General features: G+C 61.2%; 10 protein-coding genes. 1 reads left to right on the top strand and 9 read right to left on the bottom strand.

What is annotated here, in order from left to right; all coding sequences use genetic code 11:
• The 4 genes from H7B90_RS30040 to H7B90_RS30025 form a co-directional block, all read right to left on the bottom strand.
• Nucleotides 1–205 (bottom strand): MerR family transcriptional regulator (locus H7B90_RS30040; protein ID WP_185139593.1); only part of this gene is annotated, 205 nt, incomplete at its 3' end.
• 286 nt (nucleotides 206–491) lie between these two features.
• Entirely contained in the window at nucleotides 492–2,237 is a 1,746-nt protein-coding gene (locus tag H7B90_RS30035) for a DUF4091 domain-containing protein (RefSeq protein WP_185139592.1), read from the bottom strand.
• A 34-nt stretch (nucleotides 2,238–2,271) separates the two neighbouring features.
• The gene (locus tag H7B90_RS30030) at nucleotides 2,272–6,204 is read right to left on the bottom strand and encodes an OmpL47-type beta-barrel domain-containing protein (RefSeq protein WP_185139591.1); all 3,933 of its coding nucleotides are present in this window, start codon (nucleotides 6,202–6,204) and stop codon (nucleotides 2,272–2,274) included.
• A gap of 162 nt (nucleotides 6,205–6,366) precedes the next feature.
• Nucleotides 6,367–7,926, bottom strand: a complete 1,560-nt coding sequence (locus tag H7B90_RS30025) for a helix-turn-helix domain-containing protein (protein ID WP_185139590.1) — start codon at nucleotides 7,924–7,926, stop codon at nucleotides 6,367–6,369.
• A 463-nt stretch (nucleotides 7,927–8,389) separates the two neighbouring features.
• Here H7B90_RS30025 and H7B90_RS30020 point away from each other — a divergent pair, with 463 nt between their 5' ends.
• Nucleotides 8,390–8,800, top strand: coding sequence for a hypothetical protein (locus H7B90_RS30020; protein ID WP_185139589.1), 411 nt, complete (start codon nucleotides 8,390–8,392; stop codon nucleotides 8,798–8,800).
• 100 nt (nucleotides 8,801–8,900) lie between these two features.
• On the opposite strand, the gene H7B90_RS30015 is transcribed toward H7B90_RS30020, so the two are convergent.
• The 5 genes from H7B90_RS30015 to H7B90_RS29995 form a co-directional block, all read right to left on the bottom strand.
• Nucleotides 8,901–9,851 (bottom strand): carbon-nitrogen hydrolase family protein, encoded by a 951-nt coding sequence (locus H7B90_RS30015; RefSeq protein ID WP_185139588.1) that lies wholly within the window; start codon nucleotides 9,849–9,851, stop codon nucleotides 8,901–8,903.
• A gap of 26 nt (nucleotides 9,852–9,877) precedes the next feature.
• A complete protein-coding gene (locus H7B90_RS30010) occupies nucleotides 9,878–10,873 on the bottom strand; it encodes a hydroxyacid dehydrogenase (RefSeq protein ID WP_185139587.1) in 996 nt (331 codons plus the stop codon).
• Nucleotides 10,874–11,059: 186 nt separating this feature from the next.
• The gene (locus H7B90_RS30005; RefSeq protein WP_185139586.1) at nucleotides 11,060–12,613 is read right to left on the bottom strand and encodes an ABC transporter substrate-binding protein; all 1,554 of its coding nucleotides are present in this window, start codon (nucleotides 12,611–12,613) and stop codon (nucleotides 11,060–11,062) included.
• A 115-nt stretch (nucleotides 12,614–12,728) separates the two neighbouring features.
• Nucleotides 12,729–13,622 carry a carbohydrate ABC transporter permease gene (locus H7B90_RS30000; protein WP_185139585.1) on the bottom strand — a complete coding sequence of 298 codons (894 nt, stop codon included), beginning with the start codon at nucleotides 13,620–13,622 and terminating at the stop codon, nucleotides 12,729–12,731.
• Nucleotides 13,623–13,637: 15 nt separating this feature from the next.
• Nucleotides 13,638–14,555, bottom strand: coding sequence for an ABC transporter permease (locus tag H7B90_RS29995; protein ID WP_246578760.1), 918 nt, complete (start codon nucleotides 14,553–14,555; stop codon nucleotides 13,638–13,640).
• Between the last annotated feature and the right edge of the window lie 110 nt (nucleotides 14,556–14,665).

Genomic DNA, 14,665 nt, shown 5'->3' with positions numbered 1-14,665 from the left:
TCATGCTGCGAAAGTTGAGTTCCAAAGTCAACCCCAGCCGTTTCAAACATTTTAGTCCGAACAACAATCGAAGATCGTCCTCGCTAAACACCCGCGCGCCGCCCGACCGTTTGCGCTGCGGCTTTAGCAGGCCGAATTTCTCGTAATACCTGAGCGTATCGTGTCCGAACCCCGTCATCTCTACAACTTGACCGATCGTGTACAACTATCGCGCCTCCTTCATTGTGCATTCTACAGGCTGGAGACGACTCCAGGTCAACTCCCTCTCGTTAGGTTACATCGAATTACGCTCTCGCTCCAAGCTTCGTTAATCTTTCGTTCATCTTATGTTTAATAAACTATGGCGCTGGTATGGAGGTCAAGTCGATTTTGCCGTTGCGGAAAAATGGAATGGAGAAAGGCTACGGGACGCCTTCTGCGGTTCAAGGGACAAAAGAACCGCGGGGCTCGCCCCGCGGTCGGATATCGTTCTATGGCGGTCGAAGCCGCTCTTACATCGCCGCCAGCTCCTCCAGCAGCTCCGCGACGATCCCTTCGTAATCCTCGTCGCTCAGGGAGAACAGCTCTTGCGGCAGCCTGCGGGCGTCGCGGTGCAGCTCCTTCGGATCTTGCCAGAGGAACACCCGCCGCAGCAGGGCATCCACCTTCTCCCGGCTGCCGCCTTCGCGGACGTACCGGGCGAAGATCTCGTAATCGCGGATCCCCTTCTGCAGCAGCTTGTACCGCAAACTCAGCATCGGCCTGCCGTCGCGGCCGGGATAGACAAAGTTGGTATCTCCAGCCGGGAAGAACGGATAGTGATAGACGATTTTCGCCAGCGGGTCGTTCGGCCACGCCGTATAGTTCCACCTCAGGAAGCCGTCCAGCTTCAGATGCCAGGCAAGCCAGGGAATCGCCCGGGCCTCCAGCAGGTGCGAGCCGATGAACGTATTCGGCGTCTTGACGTCGCACGCCACATAGAAGAGCGTACGGCCCGTCTTGCCCGCCTTCAGCTCCCGAATGCGATCCCATTCCGACGCCGCGCAGTCCAGGATGGGCACGTGGTCCTCGAGCCCTTCCTCCGCCATGAATTCCGCGTGGTTGATCGCCACCTTGTAGCGGAAGGAAGGAGCCATCTCCCGCAGCGCCGCCAGCCGCTTCCGGAACGCCGGCAGATCCGCCGGCTCGTCGGCCAGGATGCGAACCTTGTCGATCCAGCCCTGCTCGATAAAGTTGCGCTCCAGTGCCGCGACATACGCTTCAAGATGCCGCTTCTCCCTCACGTATCGGTACGTCCGGCTGCCTTCGTCATAATAGCGGATGCGGACCGCATCCTCGTAATCGCCGATCACGCCGCCGTAGCCCGCGTCCTCCAGCACCCAGATGTTGAGCAGGCCGAAGACTTCGATCTCCTGCCGAATGCCGTGCCTCATGCACAGCTCCACGTACCGGTTCAGCGCCCCCATGTCGTACGTCCATTCTCCGTCCTCCCACCGGGTTGCCTGGACGATGCTGTATTCGAACAGGTTCGCAGGATCGATGCGGTCGTAGCAGGAAGCCTGCCCGGACCACGGAATCTCGGAGACGACGACCGTGATCGCCTTCTGCCCCAGCGCCGCCAACGAGGTGACGTAGGATTCGAGAATCTCGAAGTGGGCGTCGCTCCAGAGCGGAACGTCGTACTTGCGCGCGATGTTCGAATTGTGCTGCCATAGATCGAGGTAGAAGGAATAGTCCGAAGGCGGTCTAAGCGTCACGTCCGCTACCTTCACCTCGAAGCTCAGCTTGCGCACGATCGCCTCGTCTTCGAACATTCGGTGGCGGTACACCGTGATCTGAGGACGGTAGACGCCGGGAGCCGCATCCGGGCCGATCTCGACTTCGATCCAGACCGGCTGCACCCGTCTTCGCTCGACCCGGATCGAGGGCTGCCGCAGCAGCATATCCGACTTGAGCTGCCGGTCGTCGTCCTCCACGAGCCCGACCAGGCTCGCCGTGACGCTGCCCGGCGGCAGCTCCGGAAGCTCCGCGCACACGCGCAGGACATCGATCGGCCCGCGTTCGTCGAACGCGGCCTCGCCGCCGACGCAGACGAGCAGCTCCTCCTCGGCGTATATCAGCAGTTGGGCGGCGGCCCTGTCGCCTCGCGCGCAGACGAGCGAGACCGCGCGGTCCTCCTCGAACGGCACCGCGAATGGATGATAAGAGCCGAATACGTATTTGAAGCTCTCCGGGGCGAGCCCGAGCGCGATCGTCATGCCAGGTCCTCCTCGTTGTCCCCCAACGCTCCCTTTAGGCGCCGGTTGTTCCATCTGCATCGGTCGTCCCGTCCGCTTGCGATTCCTTCCCGGATTGGTCATGGGGAACGGCAACCGCAGCGGTGCCGGTCGTCCGGTTGCCGGCACGGTCGGCGGCCGTATACTCGACCGTGTACGTCCGGCCTTTCGCGGCCCTCAGAGAGAAGGATCTCGCCTCGGTGCCGATCCGAGCCTCGATGTCGCCTTCCGTCCCCGGCTCGCTGCTTGCGATCGAGGTCAGGATCACGGAAGCGAGCCCCGAGCCCCCTGCGTCGTTCGCCTCTACGGTTGCGTTCACCTTCGCCATCTTATGATTGGGCGGCCAGATCTCGGACGGATCGAGCTCGAGACTCAGCGAAGGTGGAGTCTTGTCGATCGAGATCGCAAGGGACTGGATCGGCTCCTCGTTGCCCGCTTGGTCGACGGAGCGATACTCCAGCAGGTTGCTTCCTTCCTGGCTGAGCAGAATCGGGCCGGCATAGGGCAGCCATTCCTCGCCGCCGTTCAGCCGGTATTCCGTGCGCTTCACGCCGGAATCCGCGTCCGACGCGACCAGGCTCACTTCCGCGTCCGACGCGAACCAGCCGTCCGAATTCGGCTGCTGCGCCGTCCGAGCGATCGTGACCGGCGGGGTGGCGTCGGTCGTCTCGCCTTCGATCTGCACGTCCAGGCTGGAGATGACGGCCTGGACCGGCAGTTTGCCCGAGCCGGAGAACAGGCCGATGCCCGCGAGGAAGCCGCCGCCGCCGAATTCGACGGTCGTCGATCCGATCGCCGTCCACTGCCCGTCCTTGTCGTAATAGCCGGTGACGGTATCGCCTTCCTTGATCAGCTTCATCCGGAACGGAGCGGCGATGCTCTTCCCGGCGTAATCGAGAGCGAGTCCCGTCGCCGAACCCCAGTATTTCTGCTGGGCCGGCGGCTTCTGAGCGTCGAGGATGCTCTCTTCGTTGCGGAACACGAAGCGCAGCACCTTGCCGGTGCCGTCGGTGCGGAAGTGTACGTGCTTCGAATCGGAGCTGTCCTGGGCCCGGATCATCAGGCCGACGGAAGCGGGATCGCCCGAGCTCAGCGAGTCGATCGTCGCGGTCAGCGTCACCTTCGCGCCCGGGTTGTTCAGCGAATAGCTCCGGCTCAGATAGACGAAGTCGTCGGACGTATTCCATACGTTGTCTCCCTTGCCTACGAGGGAGATCGCGCCGCTCGGTTCTGCGGTCGCGAAGCCGCGTCCGTTCGCGCCGTACGTGCGAACGGACCAGCCGTTCACGTCCTGCGGCGCCCCCTGCGGGAACACGGTCACGACCTTCGTTGCCGCCTTGCTGACGCCGCCGAGCGTCGCCAAGGCCGTAACCGTCACCTGGCCCGGCGCTAGGGCCGTGAACGAGGCGGCGGCATTCGCGATGCCGTCGATGCGCAGCACGCTGTCGTCGCTCGACGTATATTGAACGTCGGCGGCGGACAGATCGGCCGCTTGGTCGTTCTGAAGCGTGCCGGACAAAGGAAGCGTGCCCTGGTCGCCTTCCGTGTAGACCGGATTCGGCGCCTCGATCCTAACTTCCTTCAGCGCGGACAGGTCGACGCCGGGATCGAACGCCGTCGTCTCGATCACGCCGGTATCGTCCGCGTACGAGATGCCCTGGGCATTGCCCGGCTTGTAGAGGCGGACGCGCGCGTCCGTATTCGTCGCTCCCGTGCGGAACGGGATTTCAAGCCTCGTATAGGTCGTGCTGGACGTCGAGACGTCGATCGCGGATCCGCCGTAATTCAGGACGCCGCCGATGATTCTCTCGTTCGTCGAATTCGGAGCGTTCATGACCCACGCTACGAATACATAGTCCGTATTCGGTTTAAGCCCCGTCACCTTCTGCTCGATGCCGCCGCCGGGTCCAAGCACCAGGCGCTTGTTCTTCCCCCTGAACTGGTCGGCGGGCGAATTCGGAACGTCGCCGAACCCGTTGGCGGAGGCGCTGGTCGACCACAGCAGCCAGCCGGCGCTTCCGCTCTCGAACCCGTTGTTCTTGACCAGGTTCATGTAAGGCGTGCTGACGGCCGTGTACGGCGGATTCGGGGGATTGTTCAGGTCCGCGCCCGCGGTCCAGTCCGCGCCTCCGAATTCGTACGCGCCGGCGTCCGGGGCGGAGCCGGCATAGTTGTCGGTGATTCCGGGTATGACGGCTCCCGCGTTGATGGCCGTCGATCCGGCCGTGAGCCGGTAGTTGCCGCCCGCCGCGTTCGCGAAGCCCGCCCCGGTGCCCGACAGGATGTTGAAGCCGCTCGACGCGTCGCTCGTGAGCGAGACGCTGCCCGTGAAGATGTTGTTGTAGACCCGCGTCCCGTACAGCTCCTGGCTGTAGGGCGCGTTCCCCCAATACCCGACGCTGGTCAGATCGTTGTTCGCGACCGTGTTGTTGTAGATCAGCCGGTAGTTGCCCGGCGTGTTCAATTGAATGCCTACGTCGTTGTTGTAGATGACGTTATGGTGCACCACGGCGTTGTTGGCGAAGTTGTCGAAGTACAGGCCGGCGCTCATGTCCGTGCCCCTGCTGTCGTGGATCAGGTTATAGGCGATCTCGCTGTTGCCCATATCCGTGCCCCAGCTGTAGATCAAGGCGCCGTCCCGCGACAGCCACATGCCGTCGTAGATGTCGTTGTACTGGATCTTGGCGCTGCCGGTTCTCCAATACAGGTTATACCGTCCGGAATTGTAAATGTCGTTATGGCTGATCAGGTTCTCCGAGCCGGTCGACAGCTTGACCAGCGGATCGTAGGAAGCCATATAGCTGCCGTCGTGGACGATATTGTTCACGACCCGGTTGTTCGAACCGTCGATATTGATCAACGTGCCGGAGGAATAGGCGACCTCGCTGTTCTTGATCTCGTTATGGCTGCCGGAGATGTTGATGCCGTTCGTCAATTGGTGTTGAACGGAGGTGCCGTGCGACTCGGTGGACGTGTACAAATACAGCGCCTGCATCCGGTCGAGGACGTTATAGCTGGCGCCGCCGTCGATACGGATGCTTCCGCCGACGGTTCGAAGCCCGGAGAGATGAATATACGACAAGCCGCTCAGGTCGAAGACGGTCAGGCGCTTCTTCGCCTCGACGCCGCTCGGCGCGCCGCCGCCCGGAGCCCACAGATACACCTTCCCGGCCGCTCCGTCGACGTACCATTCATTCGGCGCGTCCAGCTCCCCGAAGATGCCGCTTAAGTAGAAGGTCGTGCCTGCCTCGGGGTCCATGTAATCGTAGCTGTTCGGAATCGGGTTAAACGTCAGCGTATGCGTCGCCTGGTCGTAGCCGGTCACCTTGGCCGACTGCGCGACATAGGCGTCCCCTCCCCGCTCCCAGAGCGTGGCGCTCGTCCAATACCCGCTCGGCTCCGTCAGGGCGGTGCTGACGAGCGTCGTCGCCGAGCCGCCGGTCGCGGTCGCCACGCCTTGTTGAAGCGCTTGCAAATTGTAGGACCCTACGTTGGGCCAACGCGCTTCCCAGAGGGGCGCGATGCCGTCTGCGCCGTTGATCAGCAGCTGGTTCTGCTCCTTCAGGTCCCAATTCAAGTCGGCGACGTAGATGGACCCGGAATACGGCGTCCAGCCGCCGATCGGCTCCATGCCGCTGACCGTGACGTCCGCGCCCGGCGCGGCTTCGAACGTAATCGGCTGGGCGGCCGTTCCGCTGCGGGCCGGCTTGACCGTCTCCCGGTACGTGCCCGACTCGATGAGGCAGGTGTCTCCCGGCTGCGCGATCTGCGCGCAACGGTTGATCGTTAGAAAAGGGGCGCCTGCGGATCCGTTCGCGGCGTCGCTGCCCGTCTTCGCGACATGGTAGGTGACGCCCGCCGCGTAAGCGGCCGGCGCCGGCGGCAGGCCGGCCAGCAGCAATGCCGCGACGACGATAAGACGGAGCATTCCTCTCGGCTTCTTGTACAAGCTAAAACCTCCTTTAAGGAATAGTGGGCTTAGCCACATCACTATCAACCTTAGCAGGAAGGCGCGAAACCGGAAGTGCAAAATCCATACTTTCCGCCATTATGGCGCTCAACAATGCGGACATTACTGAATGATCGCGCTCAAATGCCGTTCAAGCGCAGCTTAAGAGCCCACCGACTTCTTGATTCGGTAATCCTTGGGAGTCGTGCCGAAGCGTTTCTTGAACAGTTTGAAAAAATAGCTTTGCGAAGTGAAGCCTACTTGCTCCGAGACCTCGTACACTTGCAGCTTGTCGTTCTCCAGCAGCACGACCGCGTTCAGCATCCGAACCTCGTTGATGTAGTCGGCCACGGAGATGGTCTCGTACTTCTTGAAGATCCTCCCCACGTAGACCGGAGACATCTTCAGCAGATCGGCGATCTCCTGCAGGCTCAGGTTCGGGTTCGAGTAATTGGCCTGGACGACTTCCTTGATCGTCTCTATGATGACCTGGAACTTATTCTCCGAGAGCTGCTTCGGATCGACGAACAGCGAGCCGAGCATCGTCTCGTAGGCTTCGAAGATCTCGTCCAGCGTCTCGTTCTCGAACACCAGCCGGTCGACCTGCCGCAGATCGATCAGAAGCGGCGACAGCTTGTTCTGATTGATCTCGCGGACCGTCTCCTTGATCAGGATGCCCAGGCGAACGACGGCCTGGACGACCGCGTCGTAGCTCATCCCCGCGATCGCCCCGCGAATGCGGTCCAGCTCCTGCAGCGCCTGCTCCCGCTTGTTCGCGCGAACGGCCTCGACGAATCTCTTCTCGAGCGCGGGCGGGATCTGGGATTCGCCGTTGTTCAGAATCCGCTTCACCATCTCCGGGGCGATGACCGACTCGCGGCCGAAGTTCATCTTGTACAGCAAGTAATCGAGCGCTTGCTCGTAATGGAGCGTCAGCTCGCCGTACCGGGGAACCCGTTCGCCCAGGGACGCCGTGAACGTGATCCCGTAATACCCGCGGAAGGACTTCTGGGCTCTGTTCAGCAGCGACGTCAGAAGCGGGTAAATGTCGTCTCCGCGCTCGCCCGTCTCGGCCAGGAGGATAAGGTGCTCGCCGCGCAGATCGACGATGTCCGCGCGAAGCTCCTCCGACAGGATCTCGAGCGCGATATTGGCTACCGCGAATTGCAGCAGCTGCAGTTCGGAGAAGCTCAGTCTCGCTTTGAGCTTGTCGTACTGATCGATTTTCAACACTCCGATCACGCACTCCCGGGACAGATCCGTCTTCACGTACGAATGGCGGACGCACTCCTGCCAATCCTGGGGCGTGAACGACGAGCTGGCCGTGATAAGCTTGCGGAGATAATAGGATTGAAGGATGTTCTCGTTGTCCTTCTGCCGGGATCGATCCCCGATGATCCGTTCGATCATCTGGTTGTAAATGCGCGAGATATAGCCAAGCTCGTCCTTCTCTTCCGGCAGCGGCCCCTCGGCATCTCCTTCGCGCGGCAGCCGCTGCGTCTGCTTGAGCAGGACGTTGATCGGCGAATACAGCCGCTTCGTGATGAAGTGGGAGGCGAGGGCGGCCAGGACGAAGCAGATGATCGCCACCGTGAAGAAGACGGCCTTCAATTGCTCGACGGCCCTCATGACGTGATCGTAAGGCTCGACGTCGACGATCACCCAATCGACGGGAAGGATTGACCATGTAGTTGACGATCTGCTTGTCGCCCCGGTAGGCATGGGTGAACTGCGCCACCTCGCGTTGCGACGAGTCCAACTGCCGATAGACCTCGCTCCGGATCGCGGCGAGCTCCGCGGTCTCCTCGCCTGACGGGCTGTACATCTCCCGGTTCTGGTCGAGGATGAAGATTCGGTTGGACGAACGGCCCGCGGCGGACCGGCTGCTCAGGAGGTCCAGCTTCTCGAACAGCCACTCCGGCTGGATATTGACGATGAGCACGCTCTCCGACTTCGAGTAGGAGTCCAAGGAATCGTACAGGAACAAGGAGAATACCTCCTCCTTCCGTTCCGGGTGCTTCGAATCCGGAGTGAATTCGACGGGCATCAGCTGCATTTTGTAGAGTGGTCGCTTCCCTTCCAGGTAGTCCTCCATAATCGGCATCAGGTTGCTGCGTTCGTTCGCGATGTCGGAGTCCCCGCCCGTGAAGTAACGCTGCCTCTTGCTGTTGTAGAAGACGATCGAATGGATATACGAATTGTAGGCGATCGTCTTGTTCAACTTGTTGATGCGCGTCGTGTCCTCGAAGCGGTCCTCTTCCCTGCTGAACAGGAGATGGGCCATGTCGTTGTCGTAGAACAGGGAGATCGCGAAGTTCTTGACCGTCTCGTTCATGTAGCTGATGTTGTAGTTGATCTGGGAGAGCACCTTCTCGTTCGCTTCCCGCTGGGAGGACAAGCTGATCTTCTTCGAATACCAATAAGCCGACACCAGCGAAGCCAGCATGACGGCCACGATCAACAGGTTGATCGAGAGCATGATGCGGAAGAGGTACTTGCGTTCCCTGTACTTGCGAAGGTATTTATTCATAACACCCTCACTTTCCGATACGTTAGACCGGATTGGATTCGGATCGTATCCTTGAAGCTAACATAGCAAGATTATAAAGCAAAAAAAAGTGCAAGAAATGCACTTTTCTCCATTCCGGCGATTCGGTTAGGACCGGCCCGCCCGCGGGAAGGCCGGCTTGCGTTGTCTATTTTTCCGCTTCGACCTCTATCATCCTCGAATTCCTTGTTCTGTCAAAATAGTCGTCGATCCGCTCCAACCCGAATTCGGCGACGATCTCCTCCGCTCTGAAGCGGTCCGACTCGCTCGCGAGCAGCACGGAGCCCAGGTAGCCCGGCTCCCGGATCGTCACCTCGCGGCCGTACTTCCGCTTGATCGCCGGGAAGAGATCGTCGTTCCCGTCGATGTGCAGAACGGCGCAGTCCAGGTTGACGGTCGCCGTGACGAAGGGGTAATAGTTCGTGCTGCTGGCGGCCGTCGTGCCGAGCGGCGTCACGATCGTGCAAGGTCCCCCGGCCACCGCTCCGGCGAAGTGGGCCCGGCAGGAATACGCCCAATAGCCCTGCATCAGCCCCCCGTGGTACATCGAGGGAAAGACGATCAGGTCCGGCTTCAAGGCCGCATAATGCAGGCGCAGCTCGTCGAAGTTCAGGTCGAAGCAGATCGCCGCCGCCACGCGGCCGAAGTCGCACTCGAATAAGGGAGCGTCCTTGCCGCTGCGAACGCTTCGCCGGCCGGACTCATCCGGCGTCGGGTAGTTCTTGCGATACGTTCCCACGACCCGTCCCTCGCGGTCGATCAGCTGCATCTCGTTGAGCCAGCCGCCGTCCGCCGCCTCCGTAAGAGCCGGATAGGCGATATAGCAGCGGTGCCGCTTGGCGACGTCCGCGAGGGAATCGCGCACCTGATTGCCTCGCGCCCGGAAATACGGCAGCTGCTCCTCCAGAGGGAACCTTAGCGGGTCCGGCCGGTCGCACGCCTCCGGCAGAACGATCAGATCCGGCCGATCCGGCAGAACCTTCTCCAGTTGGTCTCTCCAATGCCGGATCATGAGGTCCGTCGCCTCCTGCGCGGGCGTTCCGGCCTCGATCGCCAGCGGGCGCGGCCCCAGGCAGCTGATCGTGACGCGATTGGCCATCTAAGCTCCCCCTCTCCCTTCCGTAATCACGCTAGCAAATGCGCGTTCGCCGCCGTCACTTCGCCTTCCAGCGGCCTTCCTTCCGAATAGGAGCGGAGCTCCTCCAGGGCGAACCGCCCTACGCGATGAAGCCCGTTGCTGACGGCGCCCGCGATATGCGGCAGCAGGATGACGTTCGGCAGAGTGCGGAACGGATGATCCGGCGCGGGCGGCTCGGGGTCGGTCACGTCCAGGCAAGCGAACAGCCTGCCCCGGCGGAGCTCCGCGGCCAGCGCTTCCTCGTCGATCACCGCGCCGCGAGCCGTATTGATCAGCACGCAGGAATCCTTCAGCAGGGCCAGCCGGTCGCGATTCAGCAGCCGGTACGTCTCCGGGAGCGACGGGAGATGGACCGAGACGACGTCGCTCTCGCGAAGCGTCTCTTCGAGCCCGGCCTTGCGCGCGCCTATCGCCGCGGCCGCCGCTTCGTCGACGTACGGATCGTAGACGAGAATCTCGACATCGAACGCGCGCAGCAGCCGGATGTACTGCGAGCCCGCGCGGCCGGCTCCGAGGACGCCGATGCGGACGCCGTACATCTCGCGAACCGAGTCCGTCGGCCCCCAGGCTCCCTCCCTCGTCGCCCGCGAGAGCCGCCACATATCCTTAAGCGAGGCGATCGTGAGCGCCAGCGCGGTCTCCGCCACGCCGCGGCTCAGCGCCGCTGCCGCCTGCGAGACCCGGATTCCGCGCGCCCACAGCTCCGGCGACAGAATCGGCTTGACCGACCCCGCCGCGTGCAGCACGAGCCGAAGCCGCGGCGCGCGGTCCAGAACGCGGCGGGTCAGCGGTCCGCAGCCCCAGGAGGTGACGGCGATGTCCGCGTCCCGAGCGAGCTCCGCCATCCGGTCCTCCGACGGGTCTCCGGCTTCTTCGTTCAGGACGACCTCCCCGACTTGGCGGAACTGCTCGATCAGCTCCGGGAGAAATACCCGCTCCCTCTGACGCTTGCCTTGCAAGAAGGCGATTCTCATGGCGTTCATTACCCCCTTGCCCGCCTTCAAGCCGGGAACGGCCGGGAGAGGGCTCCCTCCATTCCCGGCCGATGCGGCCGATTCGGTTGTTCATCTTTGTTGCTCTTCCTTGTTGCTCTTGCTTGTTGTTCGGCTTGCTTCTCTTCCTTGCTGCTCTTCCTTGCTGCTCTTCCTTGCTGCTCTTCCTTGCTGCTCTTACTTGATGCCCTTCTCTTGCAGCCAAGCGTTCAATTGCTTCTGCATCTCGGCGACGACGACATCGCTGCCGGCCTTCTTCAGCTTCTCTTCGTAGATCGGCAGGTACTTCTCGGGATCGAGCGTTCCCGTGCCGAGCGAGGCTTGATATTCGTCGCGGACCGCCTGCATGTTGGCGATCTCCGTCTTGACCGGCTCCGAGTTGAACGTGAAGCCGCTGAACGGAGAGACGAACGCTTCGTCGTTGACCTTGATCGTCTGCTCGAACTTGTCGGCGGGCGCGCCCTCCGGCAAATATCCGTTCGTCACGTTGCCGAATACCCAGTCGGTGTTCGTGAAGTAGCCCGCGTCTTGGTCGATCTTGATGAACTTGTCGTCGATCTTCGTGTAGTGCTTGCCTTCGATGCCGTAGACGAGCAGGTTGTACAGCTCCTTGTCGGTATTGACGAGCTGCAGGAACATCATCGCCCGCTCGGGGTTCTTCGAGGTGCGGCTGATCGCGTTCATCGTGCTCGCCGCTCCGGTGAAGATCGGCTTGGCGAGCGGCACCAGCACGACGTCGTAGCCGCCGTCCGCCGCTTTGAACTCGACCTCGGAGCCCGGCTTGCCGGTCACGTCGAACCAGGCCGCCGTCGTTCCCTTCTTGTAGGCGTCCGCGGCGCTCTTCAGCGTGGCCGCGTCCTCGTTGATGTAGCCCTTGGTGTACCAGGAACGCGCGAGCTTGTAATACTCTCTCAGCTCGTCCGTGATGTCGGGCAGAACGGTGTGGGTCGGGTCGTCGTAGTAGACCGGCACCCTCGTGTCGATGCCGTAGAGCAGGCCGCTGTAGAAGCCGCGCGTCGTGCCGAACGGCGTGATTCCCGGCTCGTTCTCCTTGATCGTCTTCAGGAACGGCTCGAGGTCCGCGAGCGTCTTGATCGCGCCGGTATCGAGGTTGTACTTATCCGCGAACCGCTTCTGGATGACGAAGCTCGGCCGGCTGGCGGCGATCTGGAAGTTCGGAACGGCGTAGATATGACCGTCCAGCTTGGCGTCGTTCCAGAACTTCTCCTGCATCGTTGCGTACAGGTCCTTGCCGACCGTGCTCAGGAGATCGTCGAGCGGAGCGAAGACGCCCTTCTTCTGGTTGGCGTCGAACTTGAACAGCCAGTTCGACGTCCAGATGAGGTCGAACGCCTCCCCGGAGGCGACGATCGTGTTCATCTTCTGCTCGTAGTTGCCGAAGTCGATCGGCTTCAGCTTGATCGTCGCGTTGATTTTGGCTTGCGCGATTTTGTTGACCTCGTCGTTGACGAGCTTCAAGTCGGGATTCTCGGCATTCTGCGGGTAATACCAGGTCAACTCGACCGGCTTCAGCCCGGTCTCGGACGGCGAGGCGGAAGCCGATCCGCCGGCGGAGTCCGAAGCGCCGGCCTGGGAGCCGGACGGGCTCGGGGAAGCGTTCGAGCTCGAATTCGAGTCGTTGCCGCAAGCGGAGGTCAGGGCCAGCGCGGAGCATAAGGCCAGAGCCATCGTGAAGCGAATGCCGGTTCTCTTGTTCTGCGTTATCGCCATCGGAAAACCCCTCTCTGATAATGGTTGGAACCGCGACTTTCTATTTGGACAAGCGCTCGGATCGTTCTGCCCGTCACCTCCTCTCCTCTTCGCGCCAGCAGCTCTTCGATCCGGATCAGCCCTTGATGGCCCCTACCGTCAGCCCCTTAACGAAGAACCGCTGGAAGAACGGGAACACGAGCAACATCGGTCCCGCCGACAGAATCGCGATCGCGAACTTGGCGGAGGTGCTCGGGAACTTCGACATGTCGAAGCTGACCATCGCCGCCGAGAATTCGGGCCGCGACGTAATGAAATCGAGCGAGTTCATGGTCCGCACCAGCAGAAGCTGCAGCGGAACCAGCTTCTGGTTGTCGATGAACAGCAGCGCGTTGAACCATTCGTTCCAGAAGTTGAACATAATGAACAGCCCCAGCGTCGCCAGCGCCGGCTTCGACAGCGGGAGAATGAGCTGGGCGTAGATCCGCCATTCGCGCGCTCCCTCCGCCTTGGCCGATTCGATGATCTCGTACGGGATTTTGGACATGAAGCCCTTCATAATGAGCACGTAGAACGGACTGAGCAGGCCGGGGATGATCATCGCCCACAGGGTGTCCTTCACCTGCAACCCCCGGGTCATCAGGATGTAGAAGGGAACCAGGCCGCCGTTGAACAGCATGGTGAAAAACACGTAGAACGAAGTCGCCCGGTTCAGGCCGTAATCCCGTCTCGACAGCGTGTAGCCCATCGTGGAGGTGAGGATCAGGCTCAGAATCGTGCCGATGACGCTGACCAGAATCGTCACGCCGTAGGCGCGGAGAAGAGTATCCGGCGTCTTGAGAAAATAATGATAGGCGGTGGTCGAGAACTTGTCCGGGATGACCCGGAAGCCATGGTGCAGGATCGACTGCTCATCCGTCAGCGACACGACAATGATCAGAGCCAGCGGGACCAGCATCGACAGCGTCAGGCACGCGAAGAACAGATGAATGAACAGCGTCGACCAACGGAACCCTTTGCGCGCGGGCATGGAGACTTCTCCTTTCTAGAAGAGCGAATTCTCTTCGTTGATTCTGCGAACCGTGAAGTTGGCCGCGACGACGAGGACGAAGCCGACGAAGGACTGGTACAGGCCGACGGCCGAAGCCATGCTGACGTCGCCGATCGTGCTCAGCGCCCGGTAAATGTACGTGTCGATGATGTCGGTCGTGGAGTACGTCATGCCGTTGTTGTTCGGGATGAAGTAGTGAAGCCCGAAGTCGCCGCGGAACATATTCCCTACGCTGAGGATGAGCAGGATGACGATCAAGGGCGTCAACTGGGGGATCGTGACATTCCGGATCATCTGCCACCTGCGGGCTCCGTCGATCCGGGCCGCCTCGTACAGCTCGGCATCGATCCCGAGAATGCCCGCGAAGTAGACGAGCGCCGAGAAGCCGATGCTCTTCCAGAGGTGGACGACGTTCAGGATGTAAGGCCAGACGTGCGCGTCGAAGTACCACTGCACCTTCTCGAAGCCGAGCGCGGTCAGCCAGCCGTTCAGGAAGCCGTTCTGGTGGTCCAGGAACGCCATCGTGATGTAGCTCACGACGACCCAGGACAGGAAGAACGGCAGAATCATCGCGGTCTGGTACAGCTTCAGCCATTTCTTCGAGATCTCGTGCAGCAGGATGGCGACCAAGAGCGCGAAGAGGGTGGTCATCAGCATGTAGCTGATGTTGTACAGGATCGTGTTGCGGGTGATGCGGAAGGCGTTTTCGCTTTCGAACAGAAATTCGAAGTTTTTGAACCCGACCCAGTCGCTTCCCAGAATGCCCTTGTCGTACTCGTAATTTTTGAAGGCGATGACCGCCCCGAACATGGGGACGTACGCCATGACAAAAATGTAGATGACAGCGGGAAGCGAAAAGGTGAACAGTTCGATGTTTTTGCCGATGAAGCGCGCGACTTTGTTTCGCCTCACGTTGCTCCATTCCTCCTTGCCGGTAGATTGAATTGGGTTGCGGTGTCTTGCCATCCACGATAACGGCCCATGCGGGGACGAATAAAGTGCAAAAAGCGTACTTTTCTCTA

The sequence above is a fragment of the Cohnella xylanilytica genome (genome assembly GCF_014212175.1).
Classification (GTDB): domain Bacteria; phylum Bacillota; class Bacilli; order Paenibacillales; family Paenibacillaceae; genus Cohnella; species Cohnella xylanilytica.
Note: the sequence above shows the minus strand (reverse complement) of the source record. Positions and strands in the feature narration are given on the sequence as shown.